Below are 17,994 nucleotides of genomic sequence, written 5' to 3'. Positions count from 1 at the left end.
GTTTGCACCTCATCAAGCTTGCTATATGAGCCCCCATTTTCAGGTTTTAATTTTTCGTCAGTTGCCCAATCCGTTAAATGTTGCCGGACTGTTTCCTCATGGATTCGTAAGGCTTGTGCAATCGCCTTGTTTTTCCAACCTTCACTTTTCAATAGCACGGCTTTTATACGATCGCGTATGCGACCATCGTCTTCATAACGGTGGCGGAGTTCTAAATCTTTTTTTTGCTCGTCACTGAGCGGCTGAAATCTCATGGCCGTATTTGTAATCCATTTCAGAAATAATTTCCAGTACTTTCAATGGCGATGGGTATATAGCAAAAGCTGCTTGCGAAGGGTTACTTATACTTTGAAGAGATGTCCAATAATTCGTATTACTTGTGAAGCCTCCAAAACCCAGTTGAGCTAATGTATTGATATTGGCAATAGTACAACCAGTAGCAGCAAGCATCTGACAGATCGAAGGCAAATACCAGGTTCCTACAGCAGCTCCACCATTTGTACTGTTATAACAATTGACTGCTGCACTCGTACCAATACCCGGAAAATTAACAATATTAATTGTATTGCTCATGCCATCTGTGGTGCTTGTTGCAGTTGTAGTGCCATAATTACCCCAGGGAGCTATCGGGGCATCCGCTGTATCAATAACTTGCGCTGTATTGGCTGAGTCAACCGAGTAAACCAGATAACCCTCAATAGAAAAGGCAATAGCTGTGTTTGGTGGAGATGGTGTATTACTTCCTGCGACACTAATAGAACCCTGAGCTACATAAGGTGCTGTTGAGGTAAACGTGATGGTACATGTGTCACCCGAAGCAACTATTGCGCAGTCACTGCTATCTTGATCTACTTCATTCCAACCTGGAGGAAGGGTAGCCTGAACGTTAGCTGCCGTAAATGAACCTGTATTAGTTACAACAATACTGCCATTTAATGAACGATCAGGCGTGACAGGAATGATGCCTGTCGTTACAGAAAGAGTAGTCGCATTGGTAACGCATGTGACATCGACATTGGTAATATCGCTGGTACCTACGGTACCTGTGCCGTTCGTGACGCTACAGGTTTGAGTTGTGGGTTGAGTGAGCACGGTTACTGCATAATTACCACCTTGAGCCACAGGCTCAGTAAAAGTAAAGGCCCCATTGTCCTCGATCTCTAAATCATCACTGCCATTGTTCTGCAAGATCACCTTTCCCACCAGGCCCGATACGGTGCCCCCTACAGTATGGGTAATTGCCGAACAGTTGACCGTAACATTCGTCACGTCCGCTCCTCCCATGGTTCCACTGCCATTAGTGATTGAACAGATCTGATTGTCTGGTTGGGTTAAAACAGTAACGTTATAAGGACTACCTTGAGCGACAGTCTCAGAAAAAGTAAAGGGGCCATTGTCCTCGATTTCTAAATCATTACCGCCATTGTTCTGCAAGACCACAGTTCCCCCCACCAGACCCGATACGGTGCCTCCTACTGTATAGGAATTGATTGCGCAAGTTACCGTGACATTGGTGACATTGGCAGATCCCATAATCCCCGATCCGCTACTTACTGTACAAGTTCGGGTTGCAGGTTGAGAGAGAACAGTGACATTGTAGGGACTCCCCTGAGTCACAGGAGTAGGAAAAGTAAAAGAGCCATTCGTGTTAAGAGTCAAGAAGTCCCGTCCATTATTCTGTAATGTTACGGTTCCTGTCAGTCCTGAGATAGTTCCTCCCAATGATTTGGCTTGATCTTTAACGATGGATATCTTTAAGACATCAGGCAGGCTGGGTTGGTAACATTGCAAATGGTTCCCTTGTTGACAGACAGCGGGGCCGCCCACTATATTTCCGTTTAAAATATGACCATTAATTTGCAAAGATAACACACAAGATTGTTGGTAACCTAAAACAAAAGGATGGGGGCAATTTCCCGGCGCAGTTATTTGATGAATGCCTGATATCGGTACCAACTCGAGAGTATGCGTTTTTTTAGATTGATTAGTGATATTATATTGAACAACAGTACTTTCCTGGTTGGTCATTGAAATAGTCGTTGGTGTTAATGGAGTAAATGTCCACAGAGGAGTACTTGCATGTGTTGAGGACATCAGTAATGAAAAAATAACAGTCAGAAAACATAGGGTAAAAGGAATTTTTTTTATTAATTTTCTTTTATTATCAGACATTTTGATTCCTTTCCAAGATATGATCTGACTTAACTTGGTCATTGCAGGTTCCAAGCGGTGTCAAATTAAGGTTATAAATTTCTTCCAAAGATTTACTTTCTGCCAACTAACGCCATTATATTAGAATGAAGTCATTCGTCCACCTCTTTTTGAGGTTTAAAAAGGTGTTAACTTTTTGTATTCAACCAGTCCTTTATTTCATGCAGACTTTTCTCTATAACCGTTAATATTTGTTGATACAGGGGTTCCAGTAAGTCACGTTGCCCTGTTTTCCAATAGCGTTCGAGGTATTGGCATGCCATTTTTAAGCGAGTAGTACCTACGTAGACCGCACCGCCTTTGATTTTATGGGCAATTTTCTGTGTTTTATCCCAATCCTGATTATCGTGTGCTTCTTTCATTTCTATTCTGTCCGAAATGATGGATTCATTGACCATGAGGCGCAGCATTTCCCGGAATATGGTTTCATTGCCAGTTGTTTTGATTCCTTCTTCTACATCAAGAAGAGGGAAGTCTGATAAATTGAATAATTGTTCTTTTTGTTTAGGCAATTCTGTATATTGTCGATCGGGTATGCCCCTGGGTTGTGCGGGAATAAAGGTATCTATAATATCTGCACAGTCTCTGATTGTTAGCGGTTTCGTGAGTATGGCATTCATGCCTGCTTCAAGGCATCGTTTTTTATTTTCATCGCCTGTATGGGCTGTGAGCGCGATAATAGGCATATGGGTTTTTGTAGTTAACTCCTGGCCTCGAATAAATCGGGTTACTTCATAGCCATCCATGTCAGGTAATCCGATATCCATAAAAATCAAATCATAAGTCTTGCTTTTCCATAGTTCGATGGCTTTTTTTCCGCAGTCAGCAATATCCACATCACATTTAAACTGCGTTAAGATGGATTGTGCGACAGTTTGTGCAATGTAATTGTCTTCTACAATAAGAATTCGATTCTTTTTGTCATTTGATTTGTGGTGCATAGTATCAGGGTATCCAGTTTCAAAATTACTTATCAATGGATTGAAGTTGCTTATGATCGGGTCAAGTTTAAATTGATTTGGATGTTTTATCTAAAATTCTATCAGAAAGATACGAGTTGCTAAATGAATATTGTGATTAAATTATTTTCTGGCTAAGTTGATAGGCTAATACTGACTCTGAGGTATCAATATATGGCTGTAGATAAAATAGTTTGCGTAGGAAAAAATTATCTTGAGCATGCGATGGAGCTTGGAGATCCTGTACCTGTAGAGCCTGTCTTATTTTTAAAACCTGCTAGCGTTTTTAAACAAGTATTACATTGGGGCGAGGAGCTTCATCTTGACTTTCCTTCAGGTGAAACGGATGTTCAACCTGAATGCGAAATCGTTCTACGTTTAGCTCATGATGGGTTCAAAATGACGGTTGAGGAAGCCAAAGAGGCAGTTTCAGATGTAACTCTTGGTTTGGATATGACACTGAGAATGCGTCAATCTTTATTAAAGAAGCAAGGCTATCCCTGGACTACAGCCAAAGTGTTTAAGGATGCTGCTGTTTCAGGTCCATGGATTCCCTATTATAAATTTAATAATTACAGGGACATTGAATTTCAATTCCTTATTAATGGTATTCTGCACCAACATGCTAAAGGGGCAGATATGAGAATGCAACCAGAAGATTTACTGGTTTATATCAGTCAGTTTTTTCCTTTGAAAGCAGGGGATATTATATACACAGGAACTCCAGCAGGAGTAACCTCCATATCGCGAGATACTACCGCAGAATTACGTTGGGGTGATAATTATTACCGTGTGAAGTGGAAACAGGTTTAAAACCCTATTTGTTAGCTTTTTTGCAAGAAGAGTTAACAACTGTATAGTGTTGTAAGACCTGTTTTTTTATAATGTCCCTCATAAAGCGTTTCAAGAGGTGCAGGTGTGCGTAAATAAATAAAAATTCTTCGAGTATGGGTAATTCAGCAGAAACTCTTTAGATTATAAAATTACCTTATGATATTGCACCTTACAAGATTAGGTTTAAAGTAAGGCAATCATTGAATTTCAAAGTCTGAATATGATATAACAGCTTGCATAAAAGGCTTAAATTTTTTCATTCAAATTAACAAGTTCTTGCCTAGCTTATAGCTTACAAATACAGAAAAAATTAAATAGTACACATGATGTTACAGAGAATTCTATGCAAATAAATGTTACGGATGGAAGTGTTGTCGAATTAGCTGCTGCAGCGAATGGTTTTGATTTGATACGCCAAATCAAAAAGTCGCTCAATGGTCATCAAGCGCTAGCACTTAAAGTAAATGGTATACCGAAGGATCTTAATATTGAGCTCCAAGACGGAGACAATATTCAAGTTCTAACTTTTGACGATCCTGAAGGAAAAGAAATATTCTGGCACTCTTCAGCACATATTCTTGCTCAAGCGATAACTCGCTTATACCCAGAAGCCAAACCAACAATAGGACCTGCTATTGAGTCTGGTTTTTATTATGACTTTGCTGATTTATCGATTTCCGCTGATGATTTTCCCAAGGTTGAAGCAGAAGTTCAAAAAATTGTTCAAGAACGAATTGAGCCCCAGCGTATTGAATATTCAGATAAAGAAGAGGCAAAAAAAATATTTGCCAATAATAGATTTAAAATGGAAATGATTGAAAATCTAGATGAAGGTTTAAGCGCCTACTCTCAAAATGATTTTATTGATTTATGTCGAGGCCCTCATATTCCTCATTTTGGTATAGTACAAGCATTTAAGCTTATGAAAACTTCTGGAGCCTATTGGCGCGCTGATAAAAATAATCCTCAACTCACACGGATTTATGGTATTTCGTTTCCAGATAAAAAATTACTAAAGTCGCATTTGAATTTTTTAGAAGAAGCAGCAAAGCGTGATCATCGCGTTATTGGTAAACAGCTTGGTTTATTTTCCTTCCATAAAGAAGGCCCTGGTATGCCATTCATTCATCCCAAAGGTATGATTATCTGGAATGAACTTATGTCGTATTGGCAGGAACAACATAATAAAGAGGGCTACAAACAAATTAAAACACCGATACTTATGTCTCATGAATTGTGGGAAACATCCGGGCATTGGGATTTTTATCGGGAAAATATGTACCTTAGCGTAGTCGATGAAAAAACAAGTGTATTAAAACCCATGAATTGCCCTGGCGGCATGTTGTTTTATAAGGAAGATATGTATTCTTATCGACAACTGCCTTTGCGTATCGCTGAAGTAGGTGTAGTACATCGACATGAGTTTAGCGGTGCTCTGTCAGGATTATTCCGCGTTCGCTGCTTTCATCAAGATGATGCTCACATTTTTATGAAGCCTACTGACATTTCTGATGAAATTCATAAGGTTTTATCATTGGCAACATCCATGTATAAGTTATTTGGATTAGATTATCACTTAGAGCTATCCACTCGACCTGAACAATCTATTGGAAGTGATGAGCAATGGCAATTAGCAACGGATGGCTTAATTGAATCATTAACTCGTTGTGGCTATGCTTATAAGCTTAATGAAGGCGATGGTGCGTTCTATGGGCCTAAAATTGATATTCATATCAGAGATGCCATTGGTAGAACCTGGCAATGTGGGACTATCCAATTAGACTTAAATTTACCTGAGCGATTCGACTTAAGTTACATTGATGCGAATGGTGAAAAACAACGCCCAGTGATGATTCATCGTGTAGTCTATGGCTCAATAGAACGTTTTTTTGGCATTCTTATTGAGCATTACGCAGGCAAATTTCCACTTTGGCTGGCACCTGTTCAAGTGATAATATTGCCTATCGCGGAAAATCATCATGATTATGCTCAGAACGTATTAGAACAATTTATAAAGGCTGGATTACGAGCTGAGGTAGATTTTGATAATGAATCAATTAATAAAAAAGTACGTAAAGCTCAACTTCAACAAATTAATTATATTATTGTGGTTGGAGATAAAGAGTTGGCTGAAGGTGCTTTAAGTGTACGAGCAGCAAATAATCTTATTGGTACGAAATCAGTCGCTGAAGTAATTCATAGCTTAAATGACGAATATCAAAGCCGCTCTCCACGACGCAATATAGTTTAACGGTAATTAGGATGTTGTATGGAAAATAATATGATAGGTAGTTGATTTTATTATTGTTATTTGTTGTAGCGTACTGTGGTTGATGGCTAAGACTGCGACTGTTAATCATTAGGTCGGAGGTTCGAATCCTTCCGGGCGCGCTATTTTTGTATGGCTTCTAGTAAAATTCAATTTCTTAATCACTTTTACTAAAATGACTAATCCACTATGTAGGCTTTTATTCTTATTTATTACACTAGCTGTTTTGGTCAAAGGCCTGTTGCCTTAGCCTCTAATCTTCAAGCTATTAGTCCGCTTCAAAACGAAGTTATACAGCCATCCTATAGGTTTCAGGATAGAGCAAGAAACTGTATTATTCCCATTGAAGTTTATATTAGTCATTCGTCTCAGCGTAATGCAAAAGGCAAGCGATACAATCTATCGGTTGTCATTATTAATCATGGTTATGGAGTGCGAAACACGGAGTATTCATTTTTTGTATTGTGGACGCTCAGAGCGTTAAAAATACAGATACAGCGGAAAATAAAGGTTATGATGGAGGAAGAAAGTATCTGGGATCAAACGACATATTGCAGTAGATACTCAGGGACTTCCTCATACGATCTACATCACAACAGCCAATGTCACTGACCGCGAAGGTACTATCACTATGGCATCAAACTTAAAAGAAAATTTATCAAGTGTTAAGGTTATGCTGATTAATGGTGGCTATACGGGAGAGCCTTTTGCAACAGCAATAAAAGAAACTCTTGGAGCAGCTGTGGAACTTGCAAAACGTAGTGAATTACACAAATTTATCGTTATTCCAAACGTTGGGTTATTGAACGTTCTTTTGCCTGGCTTGAAAAATGTCGTCGTTATGGAAAAACTGTGAAAGAAAAACTGATACAAGCCTACAGATGGTTGGTCTGGCATTTATTAGGATACTAATTCAGAAACTTTGAACAAGCTCTTAGTAAATAACATTAGGTTGGGACTGTTTAGAGACTCGCAAATATAACAGATGACAATTTCCAATCAGGGAGACGTTAAGTTAGACTTGGGTTTTTTGCATTTTTTCAGCATAGAATTTGGATAAAAACCAATGAAACCTTCTCATCCTACTGATAGAAAAGAATCATAACATCAAACAAAAGGAGATTTTTATGAAAACTGCCTTAATTACAGGAGCTAATAAAGGTATTGGTCTGGAATTTGTTCGTCAACTTAAAGAGAAAGGGTATTATGTTATTGGATGCTGTCGTACTCCAGCTCGGGCTAAGGAGCTTAATGCTTTGGCGGATGAAGTGATTTCCCTGGATGTAACAAACGACAACAATATCACTTCTTTAATACAAGCCCTAAATAACAGGCCGATTGATTTGCTAATCAATAATGCCGGTACCAGTGGAGAAAAAGGGGTGACAACCGGTAATGTTAACCGATCAAACTTTCTCGATGTCTTCAATGTAAATTGCATTAGCGTGGTGAAATTAAGTGATGCGTTACTACCTAACCTTCAAAAAAGTCAGGAAAAAACTATTTTAGTTGTCAGTTCACAAATGGGAAGTATTTCTGATAATCAAACTGGAAAATCGTATGCGTATCGAGCAAGTAAAGCAGCACTTAATTGTGCGATGCGCAGTTTTGCCATCGATGTTAAAGATAAAGGGGTCCATGTGATGTTAATCCACCCAGGTTGGGTAAAAACAGACATGGGTGGTCCTGATGCATTAATTGATGTGCAAACCAGTGTGGCAGGAATGTTAAAGCAAGTTGAGCAACATGCCTCAAGTAGTCACGGGGATAAATTACTGCGATTTGATGGCGGTATGATAGCCTGGTGATGTGACTGTCAGACGGGGTTTCCTCTTCGATTAAGGAATCTATTACCCCATTAGACGTAAAATATGATAAAATGCTGTCCTTCAGCATGTTGTAAAATAATTTAACAATTGACGAGGAGTTACGATGGCTATTGTGACAAAGCGTACGGTTATGTCTTTGTATTCAGATAATGATGATGTATATAGTCATCAAGTGCGTATAGTTCTGGCGGAAAAAGGGGTAAATGTGGAAATTCTTTCTGCCAGACAAGGTGAAGCATCTGACGACCTGCTCTCTGTTAATCCTTATGGAACGATACCCACACTCCTTGACAGAGAACTAGTCTTATACGAAGCTCGTATTATTATGGAGTATCTGGACGAGCGCTTTCCTCATCCGCCGCTTTTACCTGTTTATCCGGTTGCCCGGGCGGAGGCTCGTAAGATGATGCATCGGGTTGAGCAAGACTGGTATTCTTTATTCCAGTGTATTAAAGCGGGTGATAATGCTGAGCAGGCGCAGCAAAATTTACTCGATAGCCTGATAAGTCTCGAACCGGTTTTTGCTGATAAACTTTATTTTCTTAGTGATGAATTTTCTCTGCTTGACTGCGTTCTTGCTCCTTTATTATGGCGTTTACCCCAACTGGGAATAGAAATACCTGTAAAAGCAAAGGGCTTAACTTCCTATATGCAACGTCTATTTAAGCGTGATTCTTTCCAGGCAAGTCTGACTGATGCAGAAAGGCAATTACGGGCAGCTTAATCATGACAACGATGACATCCAATAAACCTTATCTGATTCGCGCTATTTATGACTGGATTGTTGATAATGATTTAACGCCTTATATCCTTGTTAATGCTCAATACACAGGCGTGCAGGTGCCTCAAGAGCATGTTAGTGATGGCCGGATAGTATTGAATATTTCTCCTAAAGCCTGTCGTGGTCTGCATCTGGAAAATGACCGAATTGTTTTTACTGCACGGTTTTCTGGTGAAAGCATGCAGATTTTTGTTGTTCCAGCGGCAGTGCTTGCTATTTACGCTAAAGAAAATGGTCGAGGAATGGAATTTGGGGAGGAGCTACCCCCTTCTTCATCATCGTCCTCCACAAATCGAGAGACAAAAGGGCGCAATAAGCCAGCGTTGACTTTGGTGAAAAAGGACAAAAAAGACTAGAATAATAATTTAAATAATTGATTGGCCTGTAAGGACGTAGGATGTCAGCTTTAAGAGGTTTTAGAAAAGTTGTAGCCTGTATGGGTAAGCGTTCACGCAATGAGGTCAACTTAAAGAATGCCCACGTTCCACGGCTTGTCCGTGGAATCCGGAACATACGTCATCCCACGGACAAGCCGTGGGACGCAGGCAATGAAAATTGGCCTTAAGTTGACGCCATTGAGCGTTCACGAGCATGCAGATCTTTTCTTTTTATAGATCTATGGCATGAATTGTCTTTCTCGCTGATGTGAAAAAGACGTGAGAGCCAAGTGCTCTTAATTACGATCGTGATCTCTTTTTACACTGTCTTTCAGGCTATCTTTAATCTAAGTATCTCCTGCTCTTCTATAAAAGAACATCCTATTTATTAATTAGATCAACGATCAGAAATTTTTTGAGCGTTTCGCGAATTAAAGGCTTTCTTTCAACAATTCTTATTCCGAATTATATTTTATAAGAAAACGGAGTCTAAACCATGAAGTCATCAAAAACGGCTCTTTATCAGGCAGCACATATTCGTCAATGCGAACAAATGAGTATAAATGGATTAGGTTTGGCTGAAGATGAATTAATGACGCGAGCAGGTACGTGTGCTTTTGCGACACTAAGAGAGCTTTATCCAGCTGTACGTACACTTTCTGTGTTTTGTGGGAGTGGTAATAATGGTGGCGATGGCTATGTTCTTGCCAGACTTGCTCATGAGCAAGGATATATGGTCGTCGTTAATCAGTATAAAACGCTTGAGGATTTACCGCCTGCGGCGCGTCATGCGGCATTACAGGCACTTGCAGCGGGCGTTATTTTTCAATGCATTGATGAAGCTATTGATAGTGATGCAGAATTAATTGTTGATGCATTATTAGGAATTGGGTTAAAAGGTAAGGTATCGGGGCCTTTAGCGTCTGCTATTAGTCAGATTAACGATGCTCAGTTGCCTGTTTTTGCAATGGATGTCCCGTCTGGTCTCGATGCTGATACAGGACAAATAAGAGGAGTAGGTGTACGAGCCACTACTACAGTGACTTTTATTGGCCTTAAATTGGGTTTAATGACCGGGGATGGACCTGATTACAGCGGTGAAGTGATTTGCCATGATTTACAGCTGGGTAATTGTTTAACTGCACTTTCACCAGCCGCTTATTTGTTGGAAGATGGATTGAGGCAGTTCCTTCTTCCCAGGCGAATCAGGAATGCCCATAAAGGGCTGTTTGGCCATGTCCTGATTATTGGGGGTAATTATGGTATGCCTGGCTCAATTGATTTGGCAGCCCAGGCTGCTTTGCGCGTGGGGGCAGGGATGGTGACTATTGCTACTCGGCCTGAATACGCAAAACAGGCTCTTCCCTTATTGCCCGAAGCAATGATTTATGGCATTACCGATGCAGAGGAGCTTAATCCGCTCCTGGGTCGTGCAACCATAGGGATTATTGGTCCAGGGCTAGGCGAAGATAATTGGGCAATTGCATTATACAACAAAGCACTGATCTCCCAGCTACCGATGGTAATTGATGCGTCCGCGTTACGTTTGCTTGCTCAAAATCCGCAACAGGATGATAACTGGATTTTAACACCTCATCCTGGTGAAGCGGCGAGCTTGCTGGGCTGTACTACAGCAGAAATTCAGGCGGATCGTTATCAGGCGCTGTTACATTTACAAAATCAATATGGCGGCCAGGTTGTTCTTAAGGGGGCGGGTTCGCTGGTGGCGACCGATGAATCCGAGGTGTACTTATGTGATGCTGGCAATCCCGGCATGGCAAGTGCCGGTATGGGCGATGCTTTAAGCGGGATCATTGCAGGACTGGCCGCTCAAGGTTTGACGTTGAGCGATGCGGCGAAGTTAGGGGTGTGGTTACACGCCCAGGCTGGCGATATTGCGGCCACTGAGCGGGGTGAGCGTGGCTTATTAGCCAGTGATTTAATATCTTATTTGCATCATTTGGTTAATAATTGAGGATGAGCGCTCGATGACTATCATTTCCATTGATCTTGATCTGCCTGATGAAATCAGCACGCAAAGGCTTGCTCAACGGTTGACAAATTACCTGAAAGCTCCTCTAGTGCTGACTTTCAGTGGCGAAATAGGGGTAGGCAAGACAACGTTTATTCGTGCTTTATTGCGTGCTTCAGGTATCAAAACAGCGATTAAAAGTCCTACTTTTTCCCTGGTTGAAAGCTATAGTAAAGAAAATTTGCAAATACATCATTTTGATCTGTATCGTATTCACGATGAAACAGAGTTAGAGTATATTGGTTTCAGAGATTATTTTTTACCTGATTCAGTATGCTGTATTGAATGGCCGGAGCGCGCCGGCACTCTTTTAGAGCATGTGGATATTAATTTTTCATTTGCTATTAAAGGAAGTGGACGGTTGCTGACTATACGGGCATTTAGCATTGCTGGAGAACAAATTTTGTCTTGCCTGGCAGATAAGCAATGATTATACGACAATTTGGGTTGTGTTTATTGATATTATTTTGTTCTCCTTCAATGGCGGCAAAACTGCTATCTATAGATATTAAACAAGAATCAGGTCATCCTTCCATATTGTTTAAATTAGATAGCGCGGTTGCCCATACAGTTTTTACGCTCACCAATCCTAATCGAGTAGTGATAGATTTTGAGCATACCGAGTTGGCTTTCAGCTTAAACAAGGTTAACTTGGGCACACGGCTTATTAAATATATTCGCAGTGGGCGTCCGGATTCTCATACTCTGCGTCTGGTATTTGAAGTCAGTCAGATGGTTAAAGCCAAAACCAATCCTTTAGAACCTTCTGGCAGGGTAAAACATGGATTTTCGTTGGCTTTATCAACTAATGAGAATTCAGTCCCTGTCTTTATACCGGCTAAATCACTCCCTGTTGACCCAGTCAAAATAACAAACAGCACATTCAGACCGGTGCCTGTCCGCCATGCGCCCAGTCGAACGCTACGTGATGTTGTTGTTGTTCTTGATCCAGGGCATGGAGGTAAAGATCCCGGCGCGAGTGGACCACGTCGCACGGAGGAAAAAAATGTCACGTTAGCTATTGCCATGAAATTAAAGCAAATTATTGATAAACAACCGGGGATGCGAGCTGTGTTAACCCGTAAGGGCGATTATTATATCGGTTTGCGTGAACGTTTAAAAATCGCCAGAAAATATAATGGTGATGTATTTGTCTCCATTCATGCCGATGCTTTTATTAACCAACAATCCAATGGGGCATCGGTTTTTGCTTTGTCTCAATCGGGAGCAACCAGTGAAGCCGCGCGTTGGTTAGCTGAAAAAGAAAATTATTCGGAATTGGGGGGGGTTAATCTTTCTGATTTGGATGATCAAAGCGGCCTGGTACGTACAGTATTAATTGATTTATCCCAGACTGCAACAATTGGCTCCAGTTTACACATGGGAGAACGAGTTTTGCGCCATTTGGATAGGATAACAACCTTGCATAACAATAAAGTGGAGCAGGCTCGATTTATGGTCTTGAAATCCCCGGATATCCCTTCCATTTTAATAGAAACAGGTTTTATTTCTAATCCGCGTGAGGAGAAAAATCTGACCAGTTCAGCGTATCAGCTCCAATTAACGCAGGCTATTTTTCAAGGGTTAAAGCGTTATTTTTGGGATTATCCGCCGCATGGTACGCGTGTGGAAGCTTTAGCAGCCAATTCAACTATTCATTGGGTACGTCGAGGGGAGTCTCTGGAAGGAATTGCGGCAAAATATCATGTAACCGTTGTTGCCTTGCGGACAGCTAACAAATTGTCTGGCTCCCTTCTGCGAGCAGGGCAAAAATTAATTATTCCTTCGTCTTTTGTATGAGAATTCAACAATTACCAAGTATCATAGCAAATCAGATTGCTGCTGGAGAAGTGATTGAGAATCCTGCTTCGGTGGTAAAAGAATTATTGGAAAATTCTTTGGATGCGCAGGCTAATGTGATTAGTATTGAGATAGGGTATGGCGGCCTGAATCAAATCAGAATAAGTGATAATGGTGTTGGTATCCTTGCTGAAGATCTGCCTTTAGCGATAGCGGCTCACGCCACCAGCAAAATTAGTGAGCTTAAGGATTTATATACCATTTCCAGTATGGGATTTCGAGGTGAAGCATTAGCAAGTATTGCATCGGTTTCTCGTTTAACCATTAGTTCCAAACCGGCAGCGCAGGAGCATGGAATGCAGCTTTCAACAGAAGGAGGTGGGACAATAATGCTGAGTCCTTGTGCCAGAAATCAGGGCACAACAATTGATGTACGAGATATTTTTTTTAACGCGCCTGTAAGAAAGAAGTTTTTAAAATCTGAACGCAGTGAATTTCTTGCATTGGAAAAAGTAGTAAAACGTTTTGCATTGAGCGCACCTCATATTGCCATTAATTTAAGTCATAATGGCCGACAGATATTTAATTTACCCGCGGCTAATTGTGATAAAAGCAGATTGTCACGAATTCGCAAAGTATTGGGTAAAACTTTTATTGATAAGGCAGCTTACGTTGAGGTAGAGCATGAAACGCTGCGTTTACACGGTTGGGTGTGTACGCAGGATTATCAACGCAGCCAAAATGATAAACTTTGGATTTACGTGAATACTCGAATAGTGAAAGACAAGTTGCTTAATCATGCCGTTATGCAAGCTTATGAAAGTATTTTGCATCCGGGACGGTATCCTTCCTGCCTTTTGTATCTAACTATTGACCCGGCTGAGGTTGATGTCAATGTGCATCCTACCAAACATGAGATTCGTTTCCAGCAACCAAGACTGATCCACGATTTTATTAGTTCACACATTAAACAAACATTGTGTTTACCCGCGGCTATTTCAAGTGTTGTAGAATCTTATCAACCGAATGAAACGGAAGACGAGTTACAGGTTTGTGAGCCTCTCTCCTCTTTCTCCCCGATGATCAGAGAAGCGCAGGCAAGCAGGTGGTTAATTTTAAACGGTAATTTTGTCTTGCTTTTCCTTCATGAAAAACCTTATTTGGCTGATTTGGTCGCTATACAGCGCCATTGGCTGGTTTCTACGTTAATGAAACAAACGCTACCTTTAGCTGGCAGACCCCTCCTTGTCCCCGTAAGTCACTCCCTTACAAAAATCAGCATTGAAGAGGCTGATACCGCTAAAGATACGTTATTTCAGATAGGGATAGAGCTGGATTTCGGAGGAGAAAACACGTTTATCGTGCGTTCTTTGCCGGTCGCAGTTCCTCATCTCGATCTTAAACGATTTTTAATCGCTTTCTTTGAGAATACTGGAGTATCATCCGCTCAATTAATTGATTTACTGGCGCAATGTCAATATTTCAATGCACAACAGGCAACTCAAGAGGATTTGGATATTTTAATCAATTATATACAAACTTCTCCTGCCGATGATAAATTGACTTTCTTCTATAAGTATTTGTCAGATACAACCTGCAGAGAGTTATTAGATGCCTAAGACTATTTTTTGTTTAATGGGACCTACAGCTGCTGGTAAAACGGATTTGGCCTGCGAATTAATTAACACATTTCCTTTTGAAATTATTAGTGTTGATTCGGCCATGATCTATAGAGAAATGAATATTGGCACTGCAAAACCTGGTCCAAAAGAGCTTTTATTAGCTCCCCATCACTTAATTGATATTTTAGATCCGCCTGAAAGCTACTCAGCAGCCCAGTTTTGCGAAGATGTGGTTAAACTGGCAGAAGCAATTGATCAACGGGATAAATTCCCCCTGCTGGTGGGGGGGACAATGATGTATTTTCACGCACTTCAACAAGGATTATCGACATTGCCCAAAGCGGATAATGCCTTACGAGCGACATTGATCCAGCAGGCCGATTTTTATGGTTGGCCTTATATGCACGAGCAACTGGCGCAAATCGATCCTCAATCTGCGGCAAGGATCCACCCTAATGATACGCAACGTCTTCAGCGTGCTTTGGAAGTTTATCATTTAACGGGTAAACCCTTATCCTCTTTTTGGTCTGAACAAAAGGACAGCCAAATCTATCGGTTTATCAATCTCGTTTGGTTGCCTGAACAGCGTTCATGGTTGCATGAACGAATTGCGAATCGGTTTGAACAAATGTTAAATCAAGGATTTGTTTATGAAGTAGCGCATTTACTCCAGGAATGGCAGTTATCGCCTACTTGCCCTTCCATGCGAAGTGTGGGATATCGGCAGGTGATTAATTATTTGGCAGGTGATTACGATTATGACATGTTGCGTCATAAAGGGATTGTAGCAACCCGTCAACTGGCTAAACGTCAAATGACGTGGTTGCGTAATTGGCCCGATGCAACTCATTTTGCTTGTGAAAATTCAGCAAGCAGAAGGGAAGTCATGGCAGTAATTAAAGAAATATTGGATAATACGTAGCGTTCATGTAAACGGCGCTATTTAAGAAGAATACCTGCGTTGCACGGTTTGTAGGTAATGAAATTGAAAAGTATAGCCTTGGGTTAACGCTATTGCGTGAATACTACGAATTATCAAGATTGATATAGAGGAAATAATGTCCGAAATTGAAATAAAAGAACCAGCATGTGCTCAAAAAAAATATATTGTTCATCATCGTGATTTACCGTTAAGTTGTCCCACTGATGAGATGATTTTGTGGAATGCTCACCCTAAGGTGTATTTGCCCATTGAAAAAACGGGCTGTGAAATTTGTCCGTATTGCGGATCAAAATTTGTTTTAGAAAATTGATAAGTGGATTAGTAAATAAAACTGTTGCAGTTCCTGTGTACCTTCCAATCAGTCCCAAGTTTTATTTGATACCCGCAAAGTCCTGCGTGTCGCGACTTGTCGATATCGTTAAAAGTCAAGTAATGCTTAAGACTCATGTATCGTACCAGGGGGGCTGATCAGGTGAATATTAAATTTTTAAGTACAACAATGATTAAATCAATTTGTGTAGTGCGTTTGTCAGCGTTAGGTGACGTATTGATGTTTGTTCCCACGATTCGAACATTACAAACTTATCTGCCGCAGGCGACTATTACCTGGGTTATTTCTCCTCCTGCTTATGACATGGTGGCAGGAATGGACGGCGTTGAATTTATTGTAATCAATAAACCAGACAGTTTCCGTGATTATTGGTGTTTTAAGAAACAGCTGAAAGGTAAGCATTTTGACGTATTATTGGCAGCCCAGGCCAGTTTCCGAGCTAATTTATTGTATCCTTTTATCCGTGCGTCACGAAAAATTGGTTATGATAAATTACGAGCTAAAGACGGGCACAGTTGGTTTATTAATGAAAAGATCCGCCCTGGTAATGATCATACCCTGGATGGTTTTTTAAAGTTTGCTTATACTTTAGGATTACAGCAATGTGACTTACGTTGGGATTTACCCATCAGTCAGGCAGACTATGAATGGGCAAAAAAACACCTTCCTTCATCCCCTGTTTTAATAGTAAATCCTGCGGCCAGTAAACCGGAACGAAGCTGGTCTGTTGAGCGTTATATCCAGGTCATTAAAGAAGTGCAAAGTCGCTGGCAGGTCAATGTTGTGTTAACTGGTGGCCCGGGAGCTTGCGATAGAAATCTCGCAAATGAAATATTGACTCAGGTTTCCTGCATTGATCTGGTCGGTAAGACCAAACCTAAACAATTGCTTGCCCTGATAAGTCGAGCGCAAGCGCTGTTATGTCCGGATACGGGACCCTCTCATATGGCCACAGCAGTAGATACACCTGTAGTTGCTTTGCATGCAGTCACCAGTTCTGAGGTATCAGGCCCTTATACGTTCAGGCATTTAGCAGTAGATTGCTATCCCGAGGCGGTAAAAACAGTTCTTAAAAAAACGCAGGAAACCAACAATTGGGGAACGCACGCTCATGGCGTAGAAACAATGAATCTGGTTCAAGTTGAAGCGGTACTAGCTAAACTGGAATTAATATTTGGTTAGTATATCCTGGCATTTTATTAATCAGCCAGATAATCCTTGATTTTTTGCTGTACCTCCAGAATATGCTGCTCATTTTGATAGTGGGTTCGCGGCCAAAAAAAGCCTTTTAATCCATCCTGTTTATTTCTTGGCACAATATGGACATGTAAGTGAGGAATACTTTGGCTGATGATGTTATTCATAGCGATAAAACTTCCAGCTGATGCTGTTGCTTTTTCAACGGCGATCCCTATTTTTTTAGTTAAAATAAAAAGAGAACTAACAAGCGATTCTGGTAAATCATAAAGTGTTCTGTAATGAGCCTTAGGGGCAAGTAAAGTATGGCCGGGAAATAAAGGGCGATGATCCAGAAAGGCAATAAAATCGTTGCTTTCAAAAACAAGATAGGCTTTTTCTTTTTTTGCAACAATGTCATCAATCACACAGGCTATAGGCATTCTCTAGACCAAATAGGGCACTATTACATTTATTTTAACCCCAGTAATGGGTTTTTCTATGCGCAATTTGCAAGCAATTTAATTGCAGACAGCTTTAATGGCTCAATGGCATAAGCAGCTAAAGCAGCCACTAAATGAGTCATTGCATTTATAATGGAGCGATGGCGTGTATGCCAAACTTGATAACAATGTTTTAAATGACCAATCACGGTTTCAATGATACCACGCTGGTTAAGCAACTGTTTTTCATAACTGGATAAGTCGAGTTTATCCTTCATATTTTTACGTTTTCTAGTGATTAGTTTTAGTCCACCATTAATCAGTTCTTCAAATATTTTTTTACCGATATAGCCCTTATCGCCAAAGGCAAGACCCTTGAGAGATTTT

Annotated in this window: 18 protein-coding genes and 1 pseudogene; 14 read left to right on the top strand and 5 right to left on the bottom strand. The window is 40.6% G+C overall.

Features of this window, described 5'->3' with window-relative positions; translation table 11 throughout:
• The 3 genes from T345_RS0110105 to T345_RS14850 all read right to left on the bottom strand — a co-directional run.
• The coding region (locus T345_RS0110105) for a helix-turn-helix domain-containing protein (RefSeq protein ID WP_028389249.1) at positions 1-254 on the bottom strand (254 nt) is incomplete at its 3' end.
• The gene (locus tag T345_RS14630; protein ID WP_028389248.1) at positions 232-2,172 is read right to left on the bottom strand and encodes an autotransporter outer membrane beta-barrel domain-containing protein; all 1,941 of its coding nucleotides are present in this window, start codon (positions 2,170-2,172) and stop codon (positions 232-234) included. The genes T345_RS0110105 and T345_RS14630, both read right to left, overlap by 23 nt.
• 167 nt (positions 2,173-2,339) lie before the next feature.
• On the bottom strand, positions 2,340-3,152 hold the full coding sequence (locus tag T345_RS14850) for a response regulator (RefSeq protein ID WP_028389247.1): 813 nt from the start codon (positions 3,150-3,152) through the stop codon (positions 2,340-2,342).
• Between the two features lie 192 nt (positions 3,153-3,344).
• Here T345_RS14850 and T345_RS14105 point away from each other — a divergent pair, with 192 nt between their 5' ends.
• The 14 genes and pseudogenes from T345_RS14105 (at position 3,345) to T345_RS0110030 (ending at position 17,170) form a co-directional block, all read left to right on the top strand.
• On the top strand, positions 3,345-3,983 hold the full coding sequence (locus tag T345_RS14105) for a fumarylacetoacetate hydrolase family protein (protein ID WP_051555236.1): 639 nt from the start codon (positions 3,345-3,347) through the stop codon (positions 3,981-3,983).
• Between the two features lie 364 nt (positions 3,984-4,347).
• The gene (thrS, locus tag T345_RS0110085; protein WP_028389246.1) at positions 4,348-6,255 is read left to right on the top strand and encodes a threonine--tRNA ligase; all 1,908 of its coding nucleotides are present in this window, start codon (positions 4,348-4,350) and stop codon (positions 6,253-6,255) included.
• Positions 6,256-6,728: 473 nt separating this feature from the next.
• Positions 6,729-7,199 (top strand): annotated as a pseudogene (locus T345_RS14100) (IS5 family transposase); the annotation flags it as partial.
• A 201-nt stretch (positions 7,200-7,400) separates the two neighbouring features.
• Positions 7,401-8,081 carry an SDR family oxidoreductase gene (locus tag T345_RS0110075; RefSeq protein ID WP_028389245.1) on the top strand — a complete coding sequence of 227 codons (681 nt, stop codon included), beginning with the start codon at positions 7,401-7,403 and terminating at the stop codon, positions 8,079-8,081.
• A gap of 124 nt (positions 8,082-8,205) precedes the next feature.
• Positions 8,206-8,826, top strand: a complete 621-nt coding sequence (gene sspA / locus T345_RS0110070) for a stringent starvation protein SspA (protein ID WP_028389244.1) — start codon at positions 8,206-8,208, stop codon at positions 8,824-8,826.
• A gap of 11 nt (positions 8,827-8,837) precedes the next feature.
• The gene (locus T345_RS0110065) at positions 8,838-9,239 is read left to right on the top strand and encodes a ClpXP protease specificity-enhancing factor (protein ID WP_028389243.1); all 402 of its coding nucleotides are present in this window, start codon (positions 8,838-8,840) and stop codon (positions 9,237-9,239) included.
• Positions 9,240-9,280: 41 nt separating this feature from the next.
• Positions 9,281-9,448 (top strand): hypothetical protein, encoded by a 168-nt coding sequence (locus T345_RS15090; RefSeq protein WP_156935639.1) that lies wholly within the window; start codon positions 9,281-9,283, stop codon positions 9,446-9,448.
• Between the two features lie 308 nt (positions 9,449-9,756).
• Positions 9,757-11,235: a bifunctional ADP-dependent NAD(P)H-hydrate dehydratase/NAD(P)H-hydrate epimerase gene (locus T345_RS0110060; protein WP_028389242.1), complete on the top strand. Its 1,479-nt coding sequence runs from the start codon at positions 9,757-9,759 to the stop codon at positions 11,233-11,235.
• A 13-nt stretch (positions 11,236-11,248) separates the two neighbouring features.
• A complete protein-coding gene (tsaE, locus tag T345_RS0110055; RefSeq protein ID WP_084273790.1) occupies positions 11,249-11,722 on the top strand; it encodes a tRNA (adenosine(37)-N6)-threonylcarbamoyltransferase complex ATPase subunit type 1 TsaE in 474 nt (157 codons plus the stop codon).
• Positions 11,719-13,092 carry an N-acetylmuramoyl-L-alanine amidase gene (locus T345_RS0110050; protein WP_028389240.1) on the top strand — a complete coding sequence of 458 codons (1,374 nt, stop codon included), beginning with the start codon at positions 11,719-11,721 and terminating at the stop codon, positions 13,090-13,092. Before tsaE ends, T345_RS0110050 begins: the two co-directional genes overlap by 4 nt.
• Positions 13,089-14,711 carry a DNA mismatch repair endonuclease MutL gene (mutL, locus tag T345_RS0110045; protein WP_028389239.1) on the top strand — a complete coding sequence of 541 codons (1,623 nt, stop codon included), beginning with the start codon at positions 13,089-13,091 and terminating at the stop codon, positions 14,709-14,711. The genes T345_RS0110050 and mutL overlap by 4 nt, the downstream gene beginning before the upstream one ends.
• Complete coding sequence (gene miaA, locus T345_RS0110040) at positions 14,704-15,636, top strand: tRNA (adenosine(37)-N6)-dimethylallyltransferase MiaA (RefSeq protein ID WP_028389238.1); 933 nt, start codon at positions 14,704-14,706, stop codon at positions 15,634-15,636. The genes mutL and miaA overlap by 8 nt, the downstream gene beginning before the upstream one ends.
• Positions 15,637-15,772: 136 nt before the next feature.
• Positions 15,773-15,967 carry a zinc-finger domain-containing protein gene (locus T345_RS0110035; protein WP_028389237.1) on the top strand — a complete coding sequence of 65 codons (195 nt, stop codon included), beginning with the start codon at positions 15,773-15,775 and terminating at the stop codon, positions 15,965-15,967.
• Positions 15,968-16,156: 189 nt separating this feature from the next.
• Complete coding sequence (locus T345_RS0110030) at positions 16,157-17,170, top strand: glycosyltransferase family 9 protein (protein ID WP_028389236.1); 1,014 nt, start codon at positions 16,157-16,159, stop codon at positions 17,168-17,170.
• Between the two features lie 17 nt (positions 17,171-17,187).
• Here T345_RS0110030 and T345_RS0110025 read toward each other — a convergent pair whose 3' ends face one another.
• Together T345_RS0110025 and T345_RS14095 are read right to left on the bottom strand one after the other, a co-directional pair.
• Positions 17,188-17,607 carry an HIT family protein gene (locus tag T345_RS0110025; protein ID WP_028389235.1) on the bottom strand — a complete coding sequence of 140 codons (420 nt, stop codon included), beginning with the start codon at positions 17,605-17,607 and terminating at the stop codon, positions 17,188-17,190.
• A gap of 56 nt (positions 17,608-17,663) precedes the next feature.
• A partial coding sequence (locus T345_RS14095; RefSeq protein WP_035918775.1) for a transposase occupies positions 17,664-17,994 on the bottom strand: 331 nt, incomplete at its 5' end.

This window comes from Legionella fairfieldensis ATCC 49588, assembly GCF_000621525.1.
GTDB classification, from domain to species: Bacteria; Pseudomonadota; Gammaproteobacteria; order Legionellales; family Legionellaceae; genus Tatlockia; species Tatlockia fairfieldensis.
This window is presented reverse-complemented; position numbering and strand designations above follow the sequence as displayed.

Bases quoted from the DNA above. Each gene is read 5' to 3' on its own strand.
- T345_RS14630 (WP_028389248.1), bottom strand. From the start codon at position 2,172: ATGTCTGATAATAAAAGAAAATTAATAAAAAAAATTCCTTTTACCCTA.
- T345_RS14850 (WP_028389247.1), bottom strand. From the start codon at position 3,152: ATGCACCACAAATCAAATGACAAAAAGAATCGAATTCTTATTGTAGAA.
- T345_RS14105 (WP_051555236.1), top strand. From the start codon at position 3,345: ATGGCTGTAGATAAAATAGTTTGCGTAGGAAAAAATTATCTTGAGCAT.
- thrS (WP_028389246.1), top strand. From the start codon at position 4,348: ATGCAAATAAATGTTACGGATGGAAGTGTTGTCGAATTAGCTGCTGCA.
- T345_RS0110075 (WP_028389245.1), top strand. From the start codon at position 7,401: ATGAAAACTGCCTTAATTACAGGAGCTAATAAAGGTATTGGTCTGGAA.
- sspA (WP_028389244.1), top strand. From the start codon at position 8,206: ATGGCTATTGTGACAAAGCGTACGGTTATGTCTTTGTATTCAGATAAT.
- T345_RS0110065 (WP_028389243.1), top strand. From the start codon at position 8,838: ATGACATCCAATAAACCTTATCTGATTCGCGCTATTTATGACTGGATT.
- T345_RS15090 (WP_156935639.1), top strand. From the start codon at position 9,281: ATGTCAGCTTTAAGAGGTTTTAGAAAAGTTGTAGCCTGTATGGGTAAG.
- T345_RS0110060 (WP_028389242.1), top strand. From the start codon at position 9,757: ATGAAGTCATCAAAAACGGCTCTTTATCAGGCAGCACATATTCGTCAA.
- tsaE (WP_084273790.1), top strand. From the start codon at position 11,249: ATGACTATCATTTCCATTGATCTTGATCTGCCTGATGAAATCAGCACG.
- T345_RS0110050 (WP_028389240.1), top strand. From the start codon at position 11,719: ATGATTATACGACAATTTGGGTTGTGTTTATTGATATTATTTTGTTCT.
- mutL (WP_028389239.1), top strand. From the start codon at position 13,089: ATGAGAATTCAACAATTACCAAGTATCATAGCAAATCAGATTGCTGCT.
- miaA (WP_028389238.1), top strand. From the start codon at position 14,704: ATGCCTAAGACTATTTTTTGTTTAATGGGACCTACAGCTGCTGGTAAA.
- T345_RS0110035 (WP_028389237.1), top strand. From the start codon at position 15,773: ATGTCCGAAATTGAAATAAAAGAACCAGCATGTGCTCAAAAAAAATAT.
- T345_RS0110030 (WP_028389236.1), top strand. From the start codon at position 16,157: ATGATTAAATCAATTTGTGTAGTGCGTTTGTCAGCGTTAGGTGACGTA.
- T345_RS0110025 (WP_028389235.1), bottom strand. From the start codon at position 17,607: ATGCCTATAGCCTGTGTGATTGATGACATTGTTGCAAAAAAAGAAAAA.